Here is a 25,133-nt window from a genome sequence, read left to right as displayed (position 1 = left end):
ATGTTATCAAACCCTTCAAGTTGGCTGAGGAACGGATATATGGCAATTAACACTTTCATTTTTATTAACCAACTCCGTTTCCGAAGAATAAGACTATTGTTTCCAATAGCTGCACTTTTTTCATAATGTTAGGGGACTCTGAGAATTCTGAAATTTTTATATAATATTTTAAAGAACCTATTTCCTCGCTAATACTCGCATATGAGATGAGAACTTATTCCTGGCTATCCAATCTTGGAATTCATTTTTGCATAACTCGTTGCCCTGCCGAGATAAAAGGTGCCAGAAGCGTTCAAGACTTGTCTCTTCGTTTTTAATCATGCCTTCTACGATATCCCAATCAAGTTTTCCAGGTGTTGATACATCAACTATTTGAAAACCACATCTTTGTAATAATAATGTTATTGATGTAGTATTAAAGAAATTTATATGCTGGGGAGGGCTTATACTTTTTGACTTATCCCACAGTAATTGGATATCAAAACCCTGCCCATTAAGAGTTGTCATTAAAAAATGGCCCCCCGGCTTTAAAAGCTTGAATACTCTTTGAACAAAATCGACTGGAGTATGTAAATGCTCAAATAATTCAAAGCAGGTAAGTAAATCAAACTCGTTTTCAAATCCCTGCAACTCCTCCAAAGCACAGCATTGTACTTCTATTCCCTTACCTAGACAAATTTCAGCCTGATCTATAGATGGTTCAATAGCAATTAATCTGCTTGGCCATAATCTCCTAATTTCCTCCAAAAATATTCCAAAACCTGCTCCAATATCCCCAATAACACCATTATTCAAGTTTGGAAGAACCTCGGTAACATATTCAGCCCGGGGGCGAAATATTTTTTCCCTTCTGACTTCAGCAACCGGTTTAAAAAACTCTTCCACCCAATAATGAGTAGACGGAGAATCGGCATAAAAACGAATTAAATCATCAAATGCTGGTCGGGGATTAACAAATAAAGTATGACAAACCGGGCATGAAACATAAGTAAAACCATACTTGTCAAACTCATATTGGTAATTTCCAGAATTACAGGCTGGACATTGAATATCAATAAACCTGTTGTGGTTTGCAAAAAAATTTTCGGCATCTTTTCTCGATAAGTCAAGATAGCGGTTAAAAACGTCCCTTTTTCTAATATCTTCTTCTCGCATAATTAACCCTTTCCATAATTCCTTATATATAATTTCAACAACGGGTCATTCTTAATTAATTCTTGTACTTTCAGTAAATCCTCGTTAGTATCCACACTGTAAGTCTCAAAATTGCTGGGTACCATCCGTACCTTATAACCATGCTCCAAGACACGTAGCATATCTACAGATTCAGCAGTCTCAAGGGGAGTGGGCGTTAATTCGTTAAATTTTAGTAAAAAATCTCTTCGGAATGGAATGATGCAAACCTGTTTAAACATGGGCAGGCTACTGGCACCTTTTTTCCAGGAAGGAATTGGTTCACGCGAAAAATAGAGTGCATTATTATAGAGGTCAACTACAACCTTGACTTCATTGGGGTCTTCATGTTCTTCTCGATTACTCAACGGCGCCATCAAATTAACCACCTGAATGTCTTTGTTTTCGGTCAATGGGCTAACTGCTTCGTCAATCATTTCGGGGAACAGCATGGGTTCATCTCCCTGAATCATCACTACTATATCAATCTTTCTCCCTGTCTGTTCTTCAATTTTTAGCATAGCTTCGGCACAACGGTCACTGGCTCTTTCATGCAAATCGCTGGTCATAATGGCCTGTCCACCAATAGACTCAATATAATCAACAATTTCCTCATCACAGGTAGCTACATATACCTGCTCAAGTGTGCTGGACATTTTACTGCGATAATAAACATGAGCAATCATGGGTAAGCCTTGCAGATCTGCCATTGGTTTACCTGGAAAACGAGAAGATGCCATACGGGCAGGAATTATACCAACTATATTCAAATTAATCGCTTCCCTTCTTGTTTTTAAATTATTCATATATTCCATGTAGGGTCTCCCTACACTTTAAACCTAAAAATAAAGTATCTAATCCAACTGCTAAAAAGTTATATCCCTGTTTTTTCATTACATTCGCTTGGCAAATATCCGGCTCAACCAGGTGAAACCCCATTGGTTTGCCCAGATTATAGCACACTTTTTCATACTCCTGTATGGCCTCGACAACCCGTTCATTTCCAAATTCTCCCGGACAGCCCAGGGAACCCGACAAGTCGTAAGGCCCAATAATGGAGGCATCAATTCCCGGTATACTTAGGATTTCATTTAGATTTTCAATCGCTTTTATATGTTCAATTTGAACCACAACTATACTCTCTTTTGCCAGCCAGAGTTTATATTCTTCAAAGCCCAGGCCATATTTCTGCGCCCTGGCTAGCCCCACACCTCTTTTTCCAGATGGAGGATAGTGAATACTTTCAATTGCTCTTTCGGCATCTGCCCGTGAATTCACCATAGGTACGATAATCCCTGTAGCACCAGCATCCATAACCCTTTTAATTATGGTAGGATTGTTTTCCCCTACCCTTACTAATGGTGTTACTCCATAAGACTCAATTGTCCTAATTAACTCCTGTGCCTGCGCTAATTCAATCACACTGTGTTCCATATCAATAGTAAGCCAATCAAAACCTGCCTGGCACATTATCTCGGCAATTGCTGTATGTGCCAGGGTAAGCCAGGAACCGATTGTAAACTGATTTTTCGATAGTCTTTCTTTTAGCAAAATGGCTCATTCCCCTCAATTATTTAACTGTTCTCTAACTGACTTGACTAAAGCAACAATATCCTCCCGGTTTAATCCGAATAAGATAGGATATTTATATACTAATCCCATAACCATTAACGAATATATAAAGCCCGTAGTCAAAAAACTAACTAGCATATGCTGATTCATCCAGCTTATCTGATTTATGGATACAACCGTTCCCCATGCAATTACCAGCATAGAACCCACACTTATTACCTGATGTCCTAAATAACGCTTGAAGTTTAAGCCTAAAAATTTAGCATTATAATAAAGCTGTACATTTACTCCGACTAGTTGCAGGGCCACCATTTTAATCGCTAACCCGGTTGCTCCTGCATTTAACCCCAAGTATCCTTCGGGAGCAATAAGAAAATAAGTAATAGGTAATCCCAATACCATAAACAATATTCCAATATTTCTATAAAGCCGGGTTTGCCCGGTCGCATAGAATACCGAACCACTTAGTTGCCCATAAGTCTGGTGAATCGGATAAAAGGCCATTATCATGACAGCTATAATTGCTCCCTGATACTCTCCCCCTCCAAAAAAATGAACAACTGTTGAGGCCTGTACCGCTATGAAGCAGGAAAAGTAAGCCGCGATAGAATACAACATCGGAATATACCTGCGAAAATAATGGACCATTAAAATAATATCTCTATTGGCATACGCAATGGAAAATTCTCGCATAAGTAACGGCGTCATTGCACTGGTAAATAAAAAACAAACAGTACCAATCTGAAAAGATAGACTAAAAAATCCCTGCTGCTCACTCCCGGCAAATTGCTGTAAGAGCCATCGGTCCAAAATTCCTACAATTAACCCTACTAGAGCAAAAGTTATTAATGGTGCACTATATTCATAAAACTCATAAAAATATTTTCTGACCTGCTCTGAATTAATTCTCCAATTTTCCGCGATTGAATAATTGCTTTTTTCAATTATCCAAATAAACCCTATTACCAAGAAAATGAGAATTGCAAAATTATAATAAAAGAAATTAACCAGATTAAGCCTATGAATAAAGTATAATATTACAATCAAAATAAGACCTAACAGCTTTTGTATCATCCGGGCTATTTCTGAAGGAACCGTTAATCCATAAGCATCTGTCATTTTATTTAGAACCTGAATAAACCAGGTCAGAATTCCCCAAATCGCTGCCAGGTATATGTAAAAGATTCCTTGTCCCGGCCATATACTAAAATAACTGTTAGAAAGATGAGTGATTAATACAAATATTAACGTAATGCCAGAAGCCAGGGCTGAAAAATATAAGTAGAAAACTACTAAACCATTTTCTTTCGGTCTCTGGGAAAGCTTGGTATAAAAAGCGATTGATGTTCCCATATCCAAAAAACCGATAATCTGGTTAAAGAAATTTGTTAAAAAATTAAAGTCTCCGTAAGCCTTCGGCCCTAAACCACGGGGAATGATAGCCTGGGTAAACAGGTTTATTAGTAGCCCCAAAAGGTTTGTTAAGAGCTTATATTTGTACCTTTTCCCCAGAGAATCATTATGTTCTGTCATAGTTTTTCAGCCTTTCGGCTACTATTTCCCAGAAGGGTTTTTCCTTACTACCTTTTATCTTAATATAGGAATTAATATAGTTATTATAAGCTTGTTCATCTACACAAAGCTCTTTTTCCCAATCAATATTGTATTCCTCATCTATATTAATTGTTTTCTTATTTAATAAACCTGCAAATGATCTTATTGCATAACCTTCAGGTGAATTATTCAACTCATTCGTTGTTATAAAAACAATAGGTTTCCTTAATAAAACTGGAAAATTGATTGAAGTGCTGGCATGGGCTATAACAAATCTAGATTTTTTTACCAAATTTATTGTATCTCCCCTGATAACACTTCTAGAGTTAAAATAATCGGGTAGTTGTTCGTAATGAGAACGTGGATGAGCAGCAATAATCAACTCTACATCACATTTATCTTCGACATAATCGAAGAAATTACAAAGTGCTGGGTAATACTTATCAGCCGTACTATATGGGGTCATGGAAAGAAAAAAATAATCTTCGTGAAAAGGTAAGTATTCGTCTAAAAAAACTGCAGTATTATTAGAAGTTTCAACGTACTCCTTCTCTTCCAAATAAATATCATAATCTAACGTATGTAGCCAAATAATTTCTGTCTTTTTAGATACTGGGTATTTATAAATTAGTGATTTTTCTCCTCCAGCTAAAATAAATGTTGCTGGATGTACTCCTAAATAGGAACTTGGAATTAAGGAGAAAATAAAACCAAACAGTTTTCTGAAAGTAAATTTTTTTATTTTTGAATAAAACCATGCGATATTTAATTTTCTCTTTTGTCCAAATGGAATTGCATTTGCCATAAATACACTATATGGAATCTTAAATCTAGATAGTGCTCGGTAAATGAACAGGGCAGCAGGGGTATAAGGACAAAAGTTAATTACAAATACGTTTTTTAACTTGCCGACAGCTAATATAACATCTTTTTTATATTCGAATTTATGGTGTTTATCATAATTTACTGGATCATTGGGAATAACTACACCCTCTACTTGCGGATAAACTATAGGCGTAAAATCCCAAACTTCCACATCAAATCCATTTTTCTCTAATGTTTCAATACCAAAGCGCGAATAATCTCTCTGATTAAATGGTGATGAAATAAAAAAAATTATCTTGTTTATTTTGTTCATCCTAGAATTCTTGTCAATCACCACGCACTCCATCCCCCATCAATTACCAGGTTCTGTCCCGTCATATAGCTGGAGAGGTTACTGAGCAAGAACAGAACCCCCCCGGCAATGTCTTCCGGCTTCCCCATTCTACCCATCGGGGTTCTCTGCTTATATTTTTCAACAAACGATACCAGTTGTTCGTTAAATATCCCACCTGGACTAAGGCAGTTAACACGAATATTATATGCTGCCAGGTAGGTGGCCAAATATCTAGTGAAATTAATGATAGCGCCTTTTATTGCTGCATATTCGGCCGGCATCGTCATTGTTGTACCTTCATAGATACTAAAATCAGGACCTAGCATTCCATAAATCGAGGTAATGTTTACAATATTACCCTGCCTCTGCTGCATCATAACGCGGGCTATTTTTTGGCTTACATTAAAATAACCATTAAGATGCATATCAATATTTTCTCGCCAACTATCCATTGTAATATTTTCAAAAATGGTTCCATAAGTAATGTTCCGAGGATAGGCGTTGTTTACCAGGCCATCAATACTAACTTCCTGTTTGGATAATTCATCGACTAATTTATTAACGGAATCTTCCGAGCTAATATCCAGCGGAAAAGCTGTTACTGATGCTCCGTATACATCCCGCAGCTCCTCCTGTAACTTCTCAGCAGCCATTATGTCTATATCTGCAAGCACAATACGGGCATGTAATTCGGCCAGGGCTTTGCATATTTCCCGGCCTAATAGACCACATGCTCCCGTGATAATTATAGTTTTATTATCCAGGGAAAATCTGCTAATATATTTGTTCACCTGTTCACCCCATTATTTTAAATCTTATTCAAGTATGGCCTGTCTGACTCTAATTCCACTTCCTAAATACTGGTTTTATGGGCCTTCCTTCCAGATATTTGCCAACACCATCATCCAGCGCTTTGCGATAGACCAGCAGACTATGTTTAATAGCTTCCAGCGTTATGTTAATCTCCTCATCCCCATGTGAATAACTTATAGCTACCCAGGGCATTAGCACTCCCTGTTTTATCATTTCCTGTACAAACAAGGTTCTAAATTCCAGGGAAGCCTCTCCAGTTTTATCTTTAGTAATAAAATTAGGCGAACACGGCACTCCTATGAACTCAAAATATTCGCCTATCCCCATATCCTTCGCTATAGCGTTTGCACCATCTACCAGCATTCTACCTGATTGCCATATCCGGCTGATTACATCTAATTCCTTATATACCTTGAGTGTTTCAACAAAGGCCCCTAATCCACACATTTCTGCTCCATGCGTGGTAGAAATCAAAAAGACTCGTTCCTTGTCGCTAAATAGACCTCCCCGTTCCATTATCTCCCGTTTGCCACCCAGGGTAGCAACAGAAAACCCATTGGCCATTCCCTTACCAAAGGTAACCATATCCGGTTGAACCCCATAGTAAGCCGATGCTCCCTGTAGATGCCACCTGAACCCGGTAATCATCTCATCCAGAATAAACACCGCGCCATTCCTATGGCATAAATCCTTCAATCGATTCAAGTAATTGTCTTTCGGTTCCTCCGTAGTGGCAGGTTCAAGAATAACAGCAGCTATTTGCCCAGGATATTTTTGAAAAAGTTGTTCAGCTGATGCCAAATCGTTGAAATTGAAGTTTAATGTGAGTGATTTGTATTCCTCCGGTATGCCGGCATTCATAACCGTATCACCGATAAACCAATCATCATAGGAGAAAAATGGATGCTGAAAACACCTGGCAACGTATTTTTTACCGGTATAAGCACGTGCAAGCTTTAATGCCGCAGATGTAACGGTGGAACCGTTTTTAGCGAACTTAACCATATCAACCCAGGGTATTAACTCGCAAATATCTCGCGCGGCCTCTATTTCAATCTTGGAGGCCCGGGTCAGGTTATTGCCGTTATGTATCTGCTCTATAGCAGCATTAGATATTCGTTCATAATCGTATCCAACTGTAACAGCTCTAAGAGCCATGCCATAATCCAAATAGCGATTACCCTCCAAATCCCATATATAAGCCCCTTTTCCCCTTTCCAGTACAGGAGGAGCATTTACCGGGTATCCATCATCTGCCCTGCTATAGGTATGGGCTCCAGCTGGAATGTAACGATGAGCCATTTCTTGATAATACCGATTGATACTCATAAAATCATACGCCTCATTTCCAAATATTTATATCTATCAATCCTTTTTCAACCAAAAAAATAGCATAATATAAATCGTTCATTTCATCTATTTCAATTGACCGTTCTTCCGGCATGATATAAGCATAAGTTCTAGGACTATGGAAAGTATGATACTCCTTTAAATAATCCCATGCTGCCAGGTATATAGCTCCGTTCATTGTATATTCATGGATTAAAACCTGGCGGGGAGTATGATAATTCCCCCGCATTTTTTCATAGTGCCGAGCCATATTTAAATCATCACCAATAGGTGAAACAAAAATAGAATGGTCTTTAACCTGTTTGACGCCAAGTACACCAAGGGCGTTCTTATTTTGATATAAGAGAATAGCCTGGTTCACATCATCCGGAGTTGAAAAAGGTGTTGAGGGTTCAAGCAGGCAAAGAGCATCGTACTTAACCGGGTCATTTTTTTCAATCCAATCCATAGCGTGAAGTATTACATCCATGCTGTTGGCACTATCAGTAGCAAGTTCGGCAGGTCTCGTGAATGGAACTTCAACACCATATTCCCTTGCTACAGCAGCAATTTCATCTGAATCTGTACTTATAATAAGTCTTGTACAATAATTAGATTTACGGGCTGCTATTGCCTTGTATGCGAGCAAAGGCAACCCTCCGATTTTACAGATATTTTTCTTTGGTACACCACGGGAGCCACCGCGGGCTGTAATTAGGAAAAGAGTATTCATTGAACGTACCTCTTCTATTTTCTAAGTTCAAAATATTTCCGGGTTCTTTCGTATTCCAGCCAATGACCTATATCAAACCATTGTTCCTCTAATACTGGATAAACTCCGATTCTTTCACCAGCAGTTAACATAGACTTGAGCACATCGGTCATATCTTGTTTAGTATTTGCTTCTATATAACTCAAGAATGTTGGTTCAGCTACATAAACCCCCGTATTAATAATGCTCTTACAAGAGGGCTTTTCCCGGATATTTACCAGCAAACCCCTCTCATCAGTCTGTAGAACCCCATAAGGAATAACGCTGTTTTTTACACAACCAACTGCGGTTAATATTGCCCCCGAATCCTGATGATAATGAAGAATACTGTTCAGGTCGGCTTCAATAAGAATATCCGCATTACTAATAAAAAAGCTATCAGTTAATTTGCTCCTGGCAAAGTCTATGCTACCTATGGTTCCCAGAGGAAACTCTTCCTGGATAAAATTAACCGTCTGATACTTGCGTATCACATCTTTATCACTAAAATACGCTCTGATCATGTCCGATTTATAGAATAAAGACAAAATAAAACTATCGAAACCATAGAAAGAAAATTTATCCATTATTTTCTCAATAATAGGTTGATCATCTATCGGAATAAGTGGTTTCGGGAGTATCCTAGTAAATGGATCAAGCCTGGAGCCAGTTCCGCCCGCAAGTATGAAAACAAGGTTGGATTTCGGTTGATACGCCACTGCTTTGTGAGAAGAAAATAAGTCTATCCACGTAATGATACCAACTACTACACGGTTATTGTCCAAAACTGGTATTGTTTCAATGTTCAGTTCCAGCATAAGTGCTTTGATATGTTTCGTCTTTTCCCTATCTATGTACTCAATAAAACGAGGGGTTTTATTCATATAAGCATCTATCGAAGCATCCATGTTGGCACCGTTAAGCAATGCTCTCCTAATATCACCATCACTTAATGATCCTTGCAGGCAATTATTTTCGTCTACTACATACAAATTACGTGATGCAGCATTTTCTAATTGCTCCATTGCTTTAAGTAAAGTCGTACCTTTAGGAATCAGGAATTTTCCATACTCTTTTTTGCTCATCAGATAATCATCCTTATCCAAAAATGATAACAACATTCAGGATTATAGCCAGATATTGGGCAGAGCTTCTGCCTTCTTAATAAAGTAGTTGCTTGGATTACCGATATAGATGCTATTCTCTTCCAAATCCATATCTAGCAACAATGAACCGGTAGCTAGCCTGCAATTGTCCCCAACCTTGCAATTTCCAAGAATCGCCGAGCCAGGATGCATAATAAGATTTTCGCCCATACAGGGGTAAATATCGTGATTACTGCCAATATTGCACCTCTGATAGACAACAAAGTAATTTGAATAGTTTCCCCTGCCCAAAACGGTACTCAGGGGATGAACAAAAATGAAAATGTTCGGTAGCTCGACCTCGTAAAAAACATCAATACCGTGCAGATACTTATTAAGTAAAAAAATCTTAGTAGCCAGTTCTACATGATTATTGTCCTTATATACCGTATTAGCTGCAAAGTATAGAAACATGGCATACTGATCACCATTCAGATGATTAAATACCGCTTTCCCATCACTGCGAAAGTACTTGTTATTAACTTGCGAAAAACAATATTCCACTCTTTTTAATATGTGATCAAATGAATTCTCCATATGTTCTGGTTTTACCAGGCTACCATCCGGGAAAAAACTGTTTAGTTGGGCACACAAATAAGATAATAGCCTTTCCCTGGTCAATGACATTCGCATTTAAAACACCTTCTGTTTCACGATTTTAACCACGAGTCCATTGACCCATATCAGGTAATGGTTGCCCTGGTTCTACTTGTTCCTGGTCGAATTGCCACGGCTCTATCCGATGACGAGATAATATATTAACAAACTCCTCCTCACTCAAACCTAGTTTTTCCAGAAAAATATCCAGAGAAGCAGGTCTTTTACCATCATATTTCTCAGCCAAGGCCCATCCTTCTTCCCGGGTTAGACGTTTATTGCGTATATCAATGGACACCAAATGACTGGTTCTACCGTATCCCCGCTTAATATATTTGCAGTAATCCCTAATACCCTGCCATTGGCACTCTATCTTTTCATATTCATATTCTCGAGGTATCCCTTCCACCTCCTGGCCTTCCCAACCTATTTCACGCTTAATAATTTCTACCTGTTTCTTTATATCCCACTTGATATAATTACCCAGACAAATCGACCGACATTTAATTTTCATTAATTCATCCCGGGGAGGATAAGCAAATGGGTAAAGGTCTCTCTTGCTTACTTTACCGTTCAGGAACTCATACATATCATCTGCTGTAATTCCCAGGTTCATAACCCGGTTAAAACGCGTCTCATCCACTTCTTCAAATTCATCATAAGAATACCACGAAGCATACTCAGCCAAGGTTTCCCCCCAAATTATTAAAGGGGTATTATAACGGATAGCAATCTGCATTGTATGGGCATAAACTCCTGTATGGCAATGCCAGCAAAAATCTCCAGTTCTCTTTAAGGCTTCCAACATTAGTTCTTTTACAACATGCCAGCTTGGTGTAAACTGAAGAACATCGACCCCCAGTAATTTGAAAGTGCGGGTATTATTTTCGGCTACCTTGGGGCGATAACCCCAATGGTCGAAACGAACCACCAGTGGCTTTAATCCCAATTCCTTAACTACATACCAGAGCTGAAAAGTACTATCTTTACCGCCACTGAATGGAACAATACAATCATATTCGCCCTTATCGCGGTATTCATTTACCAATTCCTGAAGCATACAACGTCTCTCGTCCCAATCAATTTCGGTATCTCTATAATCGATTTGTTCGCAAACACTGCAAACGCCTTCTTGATTAAACTTGATGGTCTGGTGGGTTTCGGGAAGAATACATTTTGTGCAATACCTCATAATTAATCACCCTTTATATATTATTTGTTTTTGAAAAACAACCCTAATTACTCTGTTTAACTATATTTCACCACCCTCGCCGGAATACCCATCACAATAACCCCTTCCCTAACATCCTTAGTTACCGCCGCTCCGGCTCCTACTATACTACTAGCTCCAATATGAATTCCCTGAATTATAGTAGCTCCTGCTCCAATCAAAACATTATCCCCTATCTTTACACCACCGGATATGGTAGTACCCGGAGCAATATGTACATGGTCACCGATTAAACATTCGTGATCTACACTGGCCCTGGTATTTATTATGGTGTTAACCCCTATAGTTACTAATGCCTGTATTACGGCCCCGGCCATTACATGAGCCCTTTTGCAATACAAAATTGAAATCTATACTATTCCTCAGTATTTAACATAATTTGTAGTTGATTAACTTTTTGTCTTAGGTTTCTTAACTCTATCCAGGGATTAAAAAATCCTAATCGAGTTCCTATTTTCATTAAAGGTATTCTTATATTAATTAATTCTCCGTTTTGATCCAGCTCTCCGATTTGGGTAATCTGAATTGTTGAATCTCCTGTCTTTATTACAACTCCTTTATCATTAGTTCCTATAACCTCACCAGGAACACCTATATATGTAGGTGCATTATCAATTAACTCAGTCTTAAGAATTACTATTTCCGAATCATTCAAAAATGTTCGTGCGCCGGGAGCAGGAGGAACAATAGCTCTAACAAAATTGTAGATAAGGCGGCTATTCCAATTCCAATCAATATATTCATCACCAATAATACGCCTTCCACAATAAAATCCCACCGGGTGTATGGACGATTGTTTAATAACTTGATTATCACCTTGTTGTAGCATTAATAATGCATCATAAAGCGTTTCTCCGCAAAGCCTATATGCCTTATTCAATAGGCTTTGATAATCATCCGTATTTTCTATAGGTTCTAACTTCTGTAAAATAATATCTCCTGTATCAATTCCTATATCAATGTAATGTACTGTAACCCCAAAGTGCGATTCTCCATTTATTAATGCCCAGTTTAAAACATTACGGCCACGATAAAACGGCAATTGTCCAGCATGACAGTTGATAAAGCCAAGAGGCGCAACCTTCAAAATATCCCCTTTCAATATTTGATTAAATGACATAGATACATTAATATCAGGCGCACAGCCTTTTATAATATCAATAAATTCTACGGAATTAACATTTAAATCTACTAAAAATGGTACCTTCAATTGTTCTGAATATAAACGGAGTTTTTCGTCAGGTTGTGGATATCGTGCTACAATAAAAACAATTTTCAATCGAGGATCTTTTATAATCTTTTCTAAAGCATAATGAGACCATGGGCCATCAGCAAAGTATCCTATTTTCACTTTATCACCTCATCGGCTTTATAGTCTTTATCAGCTGTTTTTCCTAATAGACTCCAGTATTCAAATGGTGAAAGTCCTGTACCCGGCCGCTTAACGCCTAAATTAGCCTCTGTAAACATTTCTCCACTCTTAATATCTCTAGTGGCTACCAGGCTTTTTCGCGCTACAACCATATTTTTTCTTTCTGATGTGGTTGGTTGCTTGACCCCGTTTCCCAATGCAAGTTCAATTTGGCGAATTGAACTGATCATTTGCTTTAACTCTCCTGGCTCAAGGGATGCCTTGTGATCCGGCCCGGGCAGATTGCGATCCAGGGTAAAGTGCTTTTCTATTATTACTGCTCCCCTGGCAACTGCAGCTATGGGAACTGCAATCCCCATAGTATGATCGGAATACCCTACGGGTAATGAGAATTTATCTCTTAATGTATCCATGGCCTTAAGGTTTACCTCTTCAAATGGTGCCGGGTATTCAGTTGTACAGTGTAGGAGGCTCACTTTTTCCTTTAAAAATGATTGTCCTTCTCTGGATGAATATGCTTCTGTAAAAGCTCCTATGGAAGGCTTTTCTTTACTATTTATAAAACCAAAGGCCAATACCCCTAAAGCCGTTTCCACCTCATCCAGGGTACTCATACCAGTAGATAATATGAGCGACTTACCGGTTTGGGCAAATCTTAGAAGTATAAGCCCATTGGTTACCTCTCCTGACGATATCTTAAGCCGGGAGACATTTACCACATTGGCGAGAAAGTCAACACTATCAGAATCAAAGGGAGTGGACATAAATTCTATACCGCTTTCCATGCAGCGTTCTGCTAATATCATATGTTGTTCTTCGTCAAGTTCGAGTTTCTTAATCATTTCTAGCTGCGATTCTGCAGTTCCTGTGTTCCGAGTTTGATACTCGGCTTTGGACGCAAAACAGCTGACCAATTTTTCCCCTTTGAAAGTCTGGAACTTAACAGCATCTGCTCCTGCATTTACTGCCGCATCAATTAGTTGGAGCGCCATGTCCAAAGAGCCATTATGATTTACACCGGCTTCGGCAATAATAAATACATTATTCATTGTCAAATAATCTCCTTAAGCAACATAAATGCCTCTGCTGCTTCACAACCTGCAGCTGCACCCCGAATTTGCGATAGTGCTATAATTGTTTTTTCGCTTCGCGGAAAGGGGAATAAGCCCATCTCCGATTTGTAAGTCTGCATTATTTGTAATTTTTCTTGTAAGAATTCACTAATATCCACAAAAACATTAGGAGTGAAATCATTTATATCAGGACTAATAGCAAAATCCGTTTCGGATAAGGTTTCATACGCTAATATTCTCTTAATCGATTCAAACCGAAACCACTTGCTGCAAGCAGCAACTGCCTGAAAAACAACTTTGTGATCTGTATGTATATCCCCCGGAAAGGGAACATAGAGAATTTCCGGCTTGATTTTTATTATGACATCACCAATCATTTCAATTAACTGCTGCATGGGTATAATATCCAATTTTGTTGTAGGGAGGTTTAAGTTAACAACCAACTCAAAGCCGTACATTTCCGATACGGCCTTAATTTCCTGGCTTCGAGCACTAATTCTTTCAGCACTATAGCCAGCTTCTTTATCTATTCCGGTAATAATCAGCCAATGAATCTTATCTCCTGATGCCTTATGCTTTAAAAGTGTGCCTCCGCACCCGAGTGTTTCATCATCGGGATGAGGTGCTACAACCAGGCATTTCTTAGCTCTTATCTCTTGCATTGTTAATAAGTCATCCTTTTTTTTAATAGGCTTTGTTTTTTGTCGCTCATTAATATTTTTATCAATTCCACTATTTTAATCGATGTTTTTCCATCGCCATATGGATTATGACAATTTCTTGCAATGCTTATAAATTCCTCGTCATATAATGCCTTTTGAATAGCTTTTTTAATCTGGATATAATCTTGCTCTACATTTAAAACATTTTCTGATTGTAATCTTCCCTCTTGTCTTTTTCCAATATTGACACACGGTATGCCAAAGGGAATGCTTTCTGTTAGAGCGCTACTAGAGTTTCCAGCTACACATGAAGCTATTGACATGCATCCCAAATATTTTTTCATTCCTAAACTTTTTACAATTCTAAAATGAGATACGTTCGAAAACTCATTAATAGCTTTTATCATTTGTTCACTTCCATTATCATTACAAGGATATGTTATTATACTTTGTATTCCCAAATCAGCTAAAACCTGTAGACTTATCTTTATTTGGTCATAGGCTTTTTGGGGCTCAGTAGTTAATGGGTGCTGCGTAAATAATACTATCTTTTTTTCTAAATCAATGTTTAAATCATTTTTTAATTCTTCTGGTGTTGAATAATCGTTTCTAAGAATATTTTCCACAAAAGTTGATCCAACATTGAAAACTCTCCATTCTTCCTCACCGAGTTTTATTATTCTATTATATGAATCTTCATTTGTAGCAAAATGAAGATGAGATAGCTTTGTTATTGCATGTCTAGCTGAATCATCTAAATGACCACCTTGTGATAAATCTCCTCCAAAAAAATGAGCAATAGGTATATTATTATAAAAAGCTGAAGTTACTACTGCGTATGTTTCATATCTATCTCCCGCAACTAAAACAATATCTGGTTTGATATTGTTAAAAACAGCTGAACTAGTTTCTATTATTTTACTAATTACTTTTATAGTATTAATATTATTGAATGAAGTAAAATCCCCTAAATCAATTATTTCAATACTTTCAAATCCATTTTTATCAATTTCATCTAAAGTACTACCAAATAATTCAGTTGTATGACTTCCTGATATCATCAATGATACTCTATAAGTTTTATCAAGTTTCAAATTATACAAAATCGGGTATAATAATCCATACTCAGCTCTATTTCCAGTAAACACTAAGATATTTATTTTCTCCCCCATACTACAGACATCTCCTTGGTTATAATAGGACTTTCAGCCTGAACTGCTTCTAACATTTCTTTATATTGAGGTTTATATTTGTTTATTTCACAACTTCCCTCAAATAAGGGGGTAGCTCTATAATATTCAATAAATTCGAATTTATTTGGGAAAACAACTTTATTGTCAATTAATGAATAGGTAACTTCACCAAATAATTGCTTAATTAAAGGATAAAACTCATCTTTTAGTCTTTTGCTCCTTTCCATTGCTTCTTCTGTATGTTTTATACCAAATAAATCATGGTTAAAATCATATAATTCAATTGCATTATTAACAGAAGGACCAATTAAAAGTATTTCCCCTCTTTTTTTTAATATTTTATAGATGTTTTCAAGTACTTTTTTCGAGCTATCTACATAATAAATTGCAAAGGTAGATATAACGTAATCAAACGTACCTTCAGTAAATGGCCAATAACCATCCATATCCATATTCAGTAGTATTTTAGGAGTAAGCAAATTTAAACTCTGTGCACCTTTTATTAATGATAATTCCTTTTCAACTCCAACAATAAGACCATTATTCTGTAGTTTATCTGCGTAAATAGGGAAAAAATTACCTGTACCACATCCCAAGTCTAATAAATATCCACCTTCCTTAAGATTTAAATTTATTTCAAGCCATTTATCCAGTGGATTAGTTGAATATTTTTTATGAGCTTCAATCCTTATTCTTAAGGCGTTTTCCCTTTCTTTATAAGATAAATTCTTAGTCATTATTGCCTCCCATATTAACCGAATTTTTTAATATAAATACTGATGATAAAATTATACTATTTTCCTAAATAAGCACTACTCGGAATATTTATAACCCTGCTTTCCAAATCCTCGGCTACGCTTAAATCCATCCTCGGACAATCGTGATACATACTTAGTTTGTGCATCAGCGTCCAGAGTGGACGGGTCATGATGCCTGCGTTATTGGTTGACTCCAAGAGATTGTCCCGTTCACGGGCAAATTCTTCGTCTAAAATCAGTACATTTAACCAGTAGTTGCTGCGAGCAAAATCCGGTTCGGTAAAAAATCTGATACCGGGAATATCTTGAAAGGCTACCTGATAGCACCTGGCCAGATTTCTTTTCTTTTCAATAAAACCTGGTAGTTGTTCTAACTGAGCGCATCCCAGAGCGGCATTGATGTTCGGCATACGATAGTTGTAGCCTATCAAATCATGATTGAATTCCCATCTATGCGGAGTCTTGGCCTGAGTCGTCATATGTTTGGCCACTTTGGCTATAGATTTACTATTAGTCAGGATGGCTCCTCCCCCGCCGGTGGTAATGGTTTTATTACCATTGAAACTGAGACTGGATACCAAACCCCTTGTGCCGGTATGCTGTCCCTTATACAAAGAACCCAGGGATTCTGCAGCGTCCTCCACCATTACCAGGTGATAGCGCTCACACAGTTCCTGCAGCGGGTCTAAATCCACCGGATGACCAAAGGTATGCATGGGTACTACTGCACGTATCGGCCTTCCTGTTAATCGGTTATAGCAAATACCTCTCCTGAACTCGCTGATTTCCTTGAGATAATCATTAAGTTTATGGGGGTCTAGCCCCAGGGTTCGTTCTTCAACATCTACAAAATGAGGTATAGCATTACAGTATGTAACGGTATTGGCTGTCGCAATAAAGGTCGCGGCAGGAACCAGGACTTCATCTCCTGCTTTTACTCCGGCCAGCAACAAACATATATGCAGAGCTGCAGTTCCGTTGACTGCTGCCACTGCATAAGGCGAACCGGTGTAGTCACATAGCATCTGCTCAAATCGGTCTACATAAGCTCCAACCGATGAAACCCAGCCACTGTCCAGACAATCTTTTACATATTCCCATTCCCTGCCGCTAAACTCAGGTTCGTGAAGCGGAATATACTCCTTACTTGGCAATACGGATTCTAAAGTATTAATTATACTATGGACAAATTCCTTAACTGCGCCGTTCATATGTTATATACCCCGGTTTTGTAGCGCTTTAGATTATTTGGATCGCTAAACCAATCTATGGTTTCCTGCAAGCCTCGTTTGAGACCCTCCATACCTGCATATTGCGGTTGCCAGCCGGTTAAATGAGCTGCTTTTTTATTATCTGCCCACAGGCGTTCCACTTCGCTCTTCTCAGGACGGATGCGGTTATCATCAGTATTAATTTGTATATCAGCCTTCATGATAGCAGTTATGGTTTGAACAAGGTCAGCGATGGAGACCTCATAATTGCTTCCTATATTGATTACTTCTCCAAGTGAATTTTCCGATTCTGCTACGGCTATGAATCCCTTGACGGTGTCATTTATATAACTAAAATCCCGGGTTGGGTGCAGTGAACCTAAACGCAGTTCCCTTTGTCCGGCAGCAATCTGAGTAATGATGGTAGGTATTACTGCCCGGGCAGACTGACGCGGTCCATAGGTGTTAAATGGACGAATAATCGAAACAGGGGTATCAAAGGAACGATAAAATGATAATGCAATCTGGTCAGCTCCAATTTTGGTTGCGGAATAAGGTGACTGTCCCTGTAATGGGTGCTCCTCATCAATGGGAACATAGCGGGCCGTTCCATAGACTTCACTGGTAGAAGTGTGAATAACCTTCTCTATGCCCAGTTCCCGAGCCGCCTGTAAAATGTTTAAAGTTCCTTTAATGTTTGTATCCACATAAGTATCAGGGGAATGGTACGAATAAGGGATGGCGATCAAGGCTGCCAGGTGGAATACTACATCACACCCCTGCATGGCATTTTTCATCCCGTGGGGATCACGTACATCTCCAGCAAATACATTTAGTTCTTTTTTGATTTCCTCAGGAGAATCATCCAGCCATCCCCAGGAGTTAAAGGAATTATAATAAACTACAGCCCTAACATTACAGCCCATTCTTACTAATGCTTCAGTTAAGTGAGAGCCGATAAAGCCATCTGAACCGGTGATTAAAATTTTTTTGTTTTTTAGGTTCATAATTTATCTCCTCGGGAATGTTGCTGCAATTAGGGCATCCGGTAGTTTAAGTTTGCGATTATATTGCTTACTACTTAGTGCTCTTAGCTCCGCTGCTTTTAATGCTATTTCTGAGTCAACATCAATTATTTCTCCCAGGTCTAATAATTGCCCGATCTTAAACTTCTGATTTTTTGTTAGTTGATGAAACGAAAATAGCTCTGCTTCAATTATTGTCGAATAGAATATTTCAATCATTTCATCTTCAAAACTTTCCATTGCCTCTACGGCTTCTTTTTCACCTTTTAGAGTATAGATGACGATATTTGTATCAACTAGATATTTCTTTTTATATGATACTTCCCTGTCTATCATCCTCTACCTCCCGAGTTCTCAACATATCTTCAACTAAATTACTATCTTTTAAAATCCCTGCTGCTGCTCTAACTACCCCTTTTTGTTTTTTATGTGTTGTCAGTTTTATTATTATTTTATTATCGGTAGGGGTAATTTTTACCCAATCGCCAGGCCTTATTTTTGCTATTTTAAGTGCCTCTTCAATTACGATACTTCCATCATTTCCAATTTTTTTTCTAATAGACATCATAATATCGCACCGCCTTTCTATATATTTCCGTAATTGAAATTTAATCTTGCAGTTCCATGTCTATTATACTTTATTTTCAATCATTTGTTCGTTAATTCAATTTCCTGATATATGAACAAAACTATTTAATCCCGCTTGACTTTTAATGTACTCGAATTCGGCTACATTAAAATTGTGTTTATTAAGTCTGCTCTTCTAAATGTTGCATAGATGCATTAGGTGTATCAAGACTATTAGACATAGCCAGTTCTGCATTTTTCTTTGTAATATTGGATTTCAAGCTCTTGACGCTTTTTAAAGTTATCATTTATATTGATTTCCATAATTATTTAAGTATGTAAAAAACCTGGTAACAAGTTCAAAACCTTCATATCTTCTTTCTGTTAATTCAGTTCTTGGTGCCAATGAATTAAATAACTCATTTTTGACACATTTCTCTAGAAAATCTTTAAATATTCCTTGATAGGAACCTCGTCTACTTTCAGAGGGTATCAGCGATTCACCACCAGTGTTTATCCTTTTGAATATTACCTGCCTAATCTCTATTGTTGTGCCTTCATCCACTATTTCTATTCTGCCATCATCCGTATCCGCAATACATTGGCGCACCTTAAATCAGGGATTCCAACTCATCGAAAAATTCGAGTAGTTGGGTAAATCTACATCTTGCTTCATCTACCCTCCCTGCTGGACCTTCGAACCGTAACCCATGATCGCCCATGGTCTCCAACTTACTCCTCACTTCTCCACAACAGTAAGGTTTTTTCTTTTTCGAATTTATCTCTAAGTTTTGCGAATTCTTCCTGGTCCAGCACCAGGGTGCGTATTTTCCTGTTTATCAGTTCTTCTGCTTTTTCTACCAGCTGTTGGAGGTAGGGTTTGTCTATGTCCCCTACCAGTACCAGGTCTATGAGCCCGGAGTCGATGCCCTGGGCGTAGTCGCCGGTAATAAGGGCTACTTCGACATTGCCCAGTTCTTTGATGATGGATTCCACTATTTCATCTATGCCCAGGTACTTCTTGACTATGTTCTGTATATCCGGGAATAGGGTGTGCTTCTTGTTTACTCTATAATTAATGCTGCGGCCTTTCTGCTTGCTCTCCAGGAGACCGGCTTCGGTCAGGCGGTTCAACTCCACGCGGACGCCATTGGTGGATTCCCCGAATTCCGTGGCCAGCCCGCGCAGGTGAGCCGTGGTCTCGGGATTCAGAAAGAATTTCAGTATTAGTTTCAGACGGGTTTTTGATGTTATTAATGATTCGAGCAATATTAGTGAGGGGTGAGGGGTGAGAAGTGAGGGGGGTTCCTCATTCTTCAGCCGTCTCTTCCTCTTTATCTTCCTTTCGGTTTATTTTTTACGCTTTTTGGATGGGGACATGGGGACGGTTCCATCTTTCTTATCCCTTTTTCATTCTAATGTGATTTATTACATATTAAATAAATCGACTCCCTGTATCAATTAAAGTTAGTGTTAGCATTTCATCTTCTATTAAATAAATCAGCAGCCAATCCGGTTTAATGTGACATTCCCTGAGTCCTTTGTACTCGCCCTTTAATTCATGGTCACGATATCTTTCATCTAATTGCTCTCCATGTTGCAATTTACGTATGACACTTTTAAACAGTGAAATATCAAGTCCTCGCTTTTTTGCTAATTTATAGCTGTTTTTAAACTTGGATGTCCATTTGACTTGATATTCCATCAACTATCTAGCTCCCTAAAGATTTCTTCTATATCTGTATATCCTTTAACTGTTGTGTCTCTACTTATTTCCCTTGCTTCATTCATAGCTTCAATAACTTCTTGTTTATACTGTGGCATTTTTACATCAAAGGGTAGCCCTCCATGCAAAACAACCTGCCGTAAAAAAATATTAACTGCGCTAGAAATATCCAGTCCTAAATCACTAAAAAGTGCAACGGCTTGTCTTTTTATATCTTCATCTATTCTAATTTGCGTAGGTGTTTTAGCCATATAATCAACTCCTTTTTCTTTGATTATACTACTATCAGTTTACATCATCAATACATTGTATTCTTTTGGCAATGTTATGTTTCTGTTCCATTTGCCATCGGCTTTGTCCTCATGATTGCCGGCTTCATCCCCGTTGTCCTACCCTCTTGTGCCTTTTCATAGTATTATGTATTTATGAGTACTATTTTTACTCATAATGTTGAATTTGGCAAGTGTTTTTTAAAAAAAGCGGGGGCTATTGCCCCAGCGTTTCATACTTCTGCCTTAAGATTTAACAATTACATTAAAAAGCCATCTATCCCTTGGTCAAATAAGAAGTAAACATAGCCTTTCAGCTCGGTATTTATCCACCATTTCCGCTATTGTTCAACCGTTTGTAAGCGCTAAACTAAAATGGACAGAAAACAACAAATAAGAATGAACAGTATTTACCACAATCCTCCAAATTCGCTATGATAGAGCTGGAAATAAAACAGCTGATAGGGTGGATATATCCGATCTCACTTACGAAAATATAGTTTCTTATCTAAACTGGCTTAAGGAAATCCGGTCAAACGGCGTGTCAACAAGGAACCAGCGACAGGCAGCCTTAAACAGCTTCATCCGCTTCCTTATGTACGAATTTCCTGAACATCTACATGAATATCAAAGGATACTTGGTATTCCAGTCAAGAAAACGCCGCAAAAAGAAATTTCTTATCTTAAAACCGAGGGCGTAGCATTGTTAATCAGCCAGGTGGATTTAAACCGGCAGAACGGACTTCCGCACCTTGGAATTCAGTTCCGGGGTTAGTCTCGATAGTTTTATCTTATCGTAAATAGCTATTTAAAAAAAGACAATAAGTCCGGAGCCAGACCCCAGACTTATTTAACCTTTACTTAGCTCATTTCTCGGCTTTGGTGGACAATTGGACAGTGCGGGACAGCGGACCTGTCCCCTTGTCCCACTATTTGCTTATGAAACTATTGACATCATCTATCGTCTCCAGATCAAATATTGCTTCCGCCAGTTCCTGCAGCTTTTCCTCCGGCATAGACATCACCCTGTTTTCCATTTCAACCGGCAAATATCCAAACTTCTTTTTCAACTGTCGCAGCAGTAAGCTGGCCTGGCCTTCCACTTTGCCTTCTGCTTTACCTTCTGCCTTGCCTTCAGCTATACCTTCCACTTTGCCTTCCACTTTACCTTCCGCTTTGCCTTCAGCTATGCCTTCCATCTTTGCTTCGTAAAGGGCTGAATTTCTGTCTAATATGGCTTTTCGTCTGAGTTCGTAGAGTTCTCTTTCCCTGGGATTGGAAGCCATTTGTTCCAACACCCGTTTCGCTTTCCCGATGGCGGGATCTTCTTTAGCCAACCTGTCAATAAGTTCCATATCCCATCCTCCTTTCAAAAATACCACCCATCTATCCAACGGGTTGGTATAACTCGCTATTTCTTGCTTTAGTTTAGGCAACTCGATGAAATGAATCTCTATTGCATCAGTCAGGTCTATATTCTCCTGTGTTTCTCGCAACCTGAATATTGTGTGATAACGTTTAGTAAGTTTTATCCTGGTAAAATCCAATATGTTTATGGCGATTACCCGGTTAAGGTCTTGATATCTTCCGCTGCTTATGTTCTGGTCGCCAAACATGCGACAGGCATAATAGCTGCTGCGTCTCTCCATGTTGCCCAGGTTGCCAATCTGCATTTCTACATCCACCAGGTCATCGTTTTCTAATTGCAGTTTGATATCCAGTATGCCCACACTATCATCAATATTCTCCGGTTCAAGGTAAGGGTTCAGGATTTTTACGTCTGCAATCTTTTGCTCTGCGGTCCAGTTTAACACTGCATTAAGAAAACTGAGTAAGATGCTTTTATTTTCCTGGGAGCCAAATACTTTCTTAAAAGCCAGGTCTACCTTAGGGTCTAATATCTCTGGCACATCTATCAGCACCCTTTCCTTATTATCTTATTTTATCATAGGATATCTAATTACTAACAAGGTAATGAAAATCCAACCCGGGCATAAACGGGAACATCAGCAAACATTTGTTCCTTAGTGAATTGTATCATAGCTTATCATTTTTATCCATATAAAACAGAACAACCGTTTGGAATTCAGTTCCGGGGTTAGTCTCGATAGTTTTATCTTATCGTAAATAGCTATTTTTAAAAAAAATAAGTCCGGAGTCAGACCCCAGACTTATTTAACCTTATACTTAGCTCATTTCTCGGCTTTGGTGGACAATTGGACAGTGTGGGACAGTGGACCTGTCCCCTTGTCCCACTATTTGCTTATGAAACTATTGACATCGTCTATCGTCTCCAGATCAAATATTGCTTCCGCCAATTCCTGCAGTTTTTCCACCGGCATAGACATCACCCTGTTTTCCATTTCAACCGGCAAATATCCAAACTTCTTTTTCAACTGTCGCAGCAGTAAGCTGGCCTGGCCTTCTGCTTTGCCTTCCACTCTACCTTCCATTCTACCTTCCATTCTACCTTTCACTCTGCCCTTTTCTTCCCAGGAAGTAGTTATTTCTATCATTCTCTTGGCCTCCTTTTCATCTACCTTGCCTATCTCTTCTTCCAGTTTTCTCTCTTCCTCCTCATTTAAGATGAGGTAGGTCTCGAAAAATCCAGTCAGCAGGGTCATTCGAGCTGGATCCAGCTCCATCCTGACCAACATCCGCAAAAATTCCAGCTTTACCTGTACCCGTTCTTTCTTCTGATAACCCATCTTACTCAGCAGAGCTGCAGCTACGGGGTTATTGCTTTGGATATAATCCTGCCACTTATGTTTATTCAGCTCCAGGGTTAAAAAATGAAAATCCAACACGGGCATAAACGGGAACAACAGCTTAAACCGGTCCGGTTCATTCCGTTTCTCCGGGTAAGTAAATATTGCTATAGGTACTACCCGACAGCGATGCTTCTGATAAAGCCTGCTGAAATAGATAAACATGCGCTCGGCAAAATCTTTTTCAGCGCTAGCCTGATTCTCTACATGCACCAGAACTATTCCGCTTTCTCCTTTGAGCCTGGTCTCCACCAGGATGTCTATCCTGTGTTTATCGCCCCTTGTGACATCCGTAAACATTTCCTGCTGCAAGAACTTGATAGCTTAAACCGGTCCGGTTCATTCCGTTTCTCCGGGTAAGTGAATACTGCTATGGGTACTACCCGGCAACAACTAACCCCCCACCCCTTTACACTTGTATCCTCCTATTTGTCAAACATTTGTTCCTATGGTGAATTGTATCATAGCTTATCATTTTTATCCATATAAAATAGAACAATTGTTTGAAATTCAGTTCCGGGGTTAGTCTCGATAGTTTTATCTTATCGTAAATAGCTATTTAAAAAAAGACAACAAGTCCGGAGCCAGACCCCAGACTTATTTAACCTTTACTTAGCTCATTTCTCGGCTTTGGTGGACAATTGGACAGTGCGGGACAGCGGACCTGTCCCCTTGTCCCACTATTTGCTTATGAAACTATTGACATCGTCTATCGTCTCCAGATCAAATATTGCTTCCGCCAATTCCTGCAGTTTTTCCACCGGCATAGACATCACCCTGTTTTCCATTTCAACCGGCAAATATCCAAACTTCTTTTTCAACTGTCGCAGCAGTAAGCTGGCCTGGCCTTCTGCTATGCCTTCTGCTATGCCTTCCACTTTGCCTTCCACTTTGCCTTCTGCTTTGCCTTCTGCTATACCTTCCATCTTTGCTTCGTAAAGGGCTGAATTTCTGTCTAATATGGCTTTTCGTCTGAGTTCGTAGAGTTCTCTTTCCCTGGGATTGGAAGCCATTTGCTCCAACACCCGTTTCGCTTTCCCGATGGCGGGATCTTCTTCAGCCAACCTGTCAATAAGTTCCATATCCCATCCTCCTTTCAAAAATACCACCCATCTATCCAACGGGTTGGTATAACTCGCTATTTCTTGCTTTAGTTTAGGCAACTCGATGAAATGAATCTCTATT

General features: G+C 38.8%; 29 protein-coding genes. 1 reads left to right on the top strand and 28 read right to left on the bottom strand.

Translation table 11 applies throughout. From position 1 onward, the window contains the following. Positions 1 to 177: 177 nt before the first annotated feature. The 25 genes from AWB54_RS12775 to AWB54_RS12655 all read right to left on the bottom strand — a co-directional run bounded on the left by AWB54_RS12775 (position 178) and on the right by AWB54_RS12655 (position 21,162). Positions 178 to 1,155, bottom strand: a complete 978-nt coding sequence (locus AWB54_RS12775; protein ID WP_061214989.1) for a methyltransferase domain-containing protein — start codon at positions 1,153 to 1,155, stop codon at positions 178 to 180. Between the two features lie 2 nt (positions 1,156 to 1,157). Continuing rightward, the gene (kdsB, locus tag AWB54_RS12770; RefSeq protein ID WP_061215026.1) at positions 1,158 to 1,943 is read right to left on the bottom strand and encodes a 3-deoxy-manno-octulosonate cytidylyltransferase; all 786 of its coding nucleotides are present in this window, start codon (positions 1,941 to 1,943) and stop codon (positions 1,158 to 1,160) included. Positions 1,944 to 1,971: 28 nt separating this feature from the next. Beyond that, entirely contained in the window at positions 1,972 to 2,724 is a 753-nt protein-coding gene (locus AWB54_RS12765) for an HpcH/HpaI aldolase family protein (RefSeq protein ID WP_201785628.1), read from the bottom strand. Between the two features lie 15 nt (positions 2,725 to 2,739). Next, complete coding sequence (locus tag AWB54_RS12760; RefSeq protein WP_061214987.1) at positions 2,740 to 4,278, bottom strand: lipopolysaccharide biosynthesis protein; 1,539 nt, start codon at positions 4,276 to 4,278, stop codon at positions 2,740 to 2,742. Next, positions 4,265 to 5,461, bottom strand: a complete 1,197-nt coding sequence (locus AWB54_RS12755) for a hypothetical protein (protein WP_061214986.1) — start codon at positions 5,459 to 5,461, stop codon at positions 4,265 to 4,267. Before AWB54_RS12755 ends, AWB54_RS12760 begins: the two co-directional genes overlap by 14 nt. Next, positions 5,455 to 6,249 carry an oxidoreductase gene (locus AWB54_RS12750; RefSeq protein WP_061214985.1) on the bottom strand — a complete coding sequence of 265 codons (795 nt, stop codon included), beginning with the start codon at positions 6,247 to 6,249 and terminating at the stop codon, positions 5,455 to 5,457. The genes AWB54_RS12755 and AWB54_RS12750 overlap by 7 nt, the downstream gene beginning before the upstream one ends. Before the next feature lie 49 nt (positions 6,250 to 6,298). Continuing rightward, the gene (locus tag AWB54_RS12745; protein ID WP_061214984.1) at positions 6,299 to 7,600 is read right to left on the bottom strand and encodes a glutamate-1-semialdehyde 2,1-aminomutase; all 1,302 of its coding nucleotides are present in this window, start codon (positions 7,598 to 7,600) and stop codon (positions 6,299 to 6,301) included. 13 nt (positions 7,601 to 7,613) lie between these two features. Then, entirely contained in the window at positions 7,614 to 8,333 is a 720-nt protein-coding gene (locus AWB54_RS12740; RefSeq protein WP_061214983.1) for an acylneuraminate cytidylyltransferase family protein, read from the bottom strand. 14 nt (positions 8,334 to 8,347) lie between these two features. Next, the gene (locus AWB54_RS12735; RefSeq protein ID WP_061214982.1) at positions 8,348 to 9,436 is read right to left on the bottom strand and encodes a sugar phosphate nucleotidyltransferase; all 1,089 of its coding nucleotides are present in this window, start codon (positions 9,434 to 9,436) and stop codon (positions 8,348 to 8,350) included. Positions 9,437 to 9,478: 42 nt separating this feature from the next. Continuing rightward, positions 9,479 to 10,129, bottom strand: a complete 651-nt coding sequence (locus AWB54_RS12730) for an LbetaH domain-containing protein (RefSeq protein WP_061214981.1) — start codon at positions 10,127 to 10,129, stop codon at positions 9,479 to 9,481. 25 nt (positions 10,130 to 10,154) lie between these two features. Then, positions 10,155 to 11,285 (bottom strand): N-acetyl sugar amidotransferase, encoded by a 1,131-nt coding sequence (locus AWB54_RS12725; protein WP_061214980.1) that lies wholly within the window; start codon positions 11,283 to 11,285, stop codon positions 10,155 to 10,157. A 56-nt stretch (positions 11,286 to 11,341) separates the two neighbouring features. Next, entirely contained in the window at positions 11,342 to 11,641 is a 300-nt protein-coding gene (locus AWB54_RS12720; protein ID WP_061214979.1) for a DapH/DapD/GlmU-related protein, read from the bottom strand. Positions 11,642 to 11,679: 38 nt separating this feature from the next. Beyond that, on the bottom strand, positions 11,680 to 12,675 hold the full coding sequence (locus AWB54_RS12715; protein WP_061214978.1) for a methionyl-tRNA formyltransferase: 996 nt from the start codon (positions 12,673 to 12,675) through the stop codon (positions 11,680 to 11,682). Next, positions 12,672 to 13,745: an N-acetylneuraminate synthase gene (gene neuB / locus AWB54_RS12710; RefSeq protein ID WP_061214977.1), complete on the bottom strand. Its 1,074-nt coding sequence runs from the start codon at positions 13,743 to 13,745 to the stop codon at positions 12,672 to 12,674. Before neuB ends, AWB54_RS12715 begins: the two co-directional genes overlap by 4 nt. Positions 13,746 to 13,747: 2 nt before the next feature. Continuing rightward, complete coding sequence (locus AWB54_RS12705) at positions 13,748 to 14,431, bottom strand: PIG-L deacetylase family protein (protein ID WP_061214976.1); 684 nt, start codon at positions 14,429 to 14,431, stop codon at positions 13,748 to 13,750. A gap of 2 nt (positions 14,432 to 14,433) precedes the next feature. Beyond that, positions 14,434 to 15,603, bottom strand: coding sequence for a UDP-N-acetylglucosamine 2-epimerase (gene neuC / locus AWB54_RS12700; protein WP_061214975.1), 1,170 nt, complete (start codon positions 15,601 to 15,603; stop codon positions 14,434 to 14,436). Then, complete coding sequence (locus AWB54_RS12695; RefSeq protein WP_061214974.1) at positions 15,588 to 16,361, bottom strand: class I SAM-dependent methyltransferase; 774 nt, start codon at positions 16,359 to 16,361, stop codon at positions 15,588 to 15,590. The genes neuC and AWB54_RS12695 overlap by 16 nt, the downstream gene beginning before the upstream one ends. 56 nt (positions 16,362 to 16,417) lie before the next feature. Continuing rightward, positions 16,418 to 17,593 carry a LegC family aminotransferase gene (locus AWB54_RS12690; RefSeq protein WP_061214973.1) on the bottom strand — a complete coding sequence of 392 codons (1,176 nt, stop codon included), beginning with the start codon at positions 17,591 to 17,593 and terminating at the stop codon, positions 16,418 to 16,420. Then, a complete protein-coding gene (locus AWB54_RS12685; RefSeq protein ID WP_061214972.1) occupies positions 17,590 to 18,600 on the bottom strand; it encodes an NAD-dependent 4,6-dehydratase LegB in 1,011 nt (336 codons plus the stop codon). Before AWB54_RS12685 ends, AWB54_RS12690 begins: the two co-directional genes overlap by 4 nt. A 3-nt stretch (positions 18,601 to 18,603) precedes the next feature. Next, positions 18,604 to 18,954, bottom strand: a complete 351-nt coding sequence (locus tag AWB54_RS12680; RefSeq protein ID WP_061214971.1) for a type II toxin-antitoxin system VapC family toxin — start codon at positions 18,952 to 18,954, stop codon at positions 18,604 to 18,606. Continuing rightward, the gene (locus AWB54_RS12675; RefSeq protein ID WP_061214970.1) at positions 18,929 to 19,186 is read right to left on the bottom strand and encodes a hypothetical protein; all 258 of its coding nucleotides are present in this window, start codon (positions 19,184 to 19,186) and stop codon (positions 18,929 to 18,931) included. The genes AWB54_RS12680 and AWB54_RS12675 overlap by 26 nt, the downstream gene beginning before the upstream one ends. 303 nt (positions 19,187 to 19,489) lie before the next feature. Continuing rightward, positions 19,490 to 19,750 (bottom strand): hypothetical protein, encoded by a 261-nt coding sequence (locus tag AWB54_RS12670; protein WP_153014737.1) that lies wholly within the window; start codon positions 19,748 to 19,750, stop codon positions 19,490 to 19,492. Positions 19,751 to 19,917: 167 nt separating this feature from the next. Continuing rightward, positions 19,918 to 20,454: a helix-turn-helix domain-containing protein gene (locus tag AWB54_RS12665; protein WP_061214968.1), complete on the bottom strand. Its 537-nt coding sequence runs from the start codon at positions 20,452 to 20,454 to the stop codon at positions 19,918 to 19,920. 166 nt (positions 20,455 to 20,620) lie between these two features. Beyond that, the gene (locus AWB54_RS12660) at positions 20,621 to 20,890 is read right to left on the bottom strand and encodes a type II toxin-antitoxin system YafQ family toxin (RefSeq protein ID WP_061215025.1); all 270 of its coding nucleotides are present in this window, start codon (positions 20,888 to 20,890) and stop codon (positions 20,621 to 20,623) included. After that, positions 20,890 to 21,162, bottom strand: a complete 273-nt coding sequence (locus AWB54_RS12655; RefSeq protein ID WP_061214967.1) for a type II toxin-antitoxin system RelB/DinJ family antitoxin — start codon at positions 21,160 to 21,162, stop codon at positions 20,890 to 20,892. Before AWB54_RS12655 ends, AWB54_RS12660 begins: the two co-directional genes overlap by 1 nt. Positions 21,163 to 21,646: 484 nt before the next feature. Between AWB54_RS12655 and AWB54_RS12650 the strand changes: the two genes are divergently transcribed. After that, the gene (locus AWB54_RS12650; RefSeq protein WP_061214966.1) at positions 21,647 to 21,955 is read left to right on the top strand and encodes a hypothetical protein; all 309 of its coding nucleotides are present in this window, start codon (positions 21,647 to 21,649) and stop codon (positions 21,953 to 21,955) included. Between the two features lie 154 nt (positions 21,956 to 22,109). On the opposite strand, the gene AWB54_RS12645 is transcribed toward AWB54_RS12650, so the two are convergent. The 3 genes from AWB54_RS12645 to AWB54_RS12635 form a co-directional block, all read right to left on the bottom strand. Further along, positions 22,110 to 23,090 (bottom strand): Rpn family recombination-promoting nuclease/putative transposase, encoded by a 981-nt coding sequence (locus AWB54_RS12645; RefSeq protein ID WP_160328958.1) that lies wholly within the window; start codon positions 23,088 to 23,090, stop codon positions 22,110 to 22,112. Positions 23,091 to 23,435: 345 nt separating this feature from the next. Next, on the bottom strand, positions 23,436 to 24,248 hold the full coding sequence (locus AWB54_RS12640; protein ID WP_061214964.1) for a DUF4351 domain-containing protein: 813 nt from the start codon (positions 24,246 to 24,248) through the stop codon (positions 23,436 to 23,438). 380 nt (positions 24,249 to 24,628) lie between these two features. Continuing rightward, positions 24,629 to 25,133, bottom strand: a 505-nt coding sequence (locus AWB54_RS12635; RefSeq protein WP_153014736.1) for an Rpn family recombination-promoting nuclease/putative transposase, incomplete at its 5' end; no start/stop codon positions are given.

The sequence above is a fragment of the Syntrophomonas wolfei subsp. methylbutyratica genome, from assembly GCF_001570625.1.
Taxonomy (GTDB): Bacteria; Bacillota; Syntrophomonadia; order Syntrophomonadales; family Syntrophomonadaceae; genus Syntrophomonas; species Syntrophomonas methylbutyratica.
Note: the sequence above shows the minus strand (reverse complement) of the source record. Positions and strands in the feature narration are given on the sequence as shown.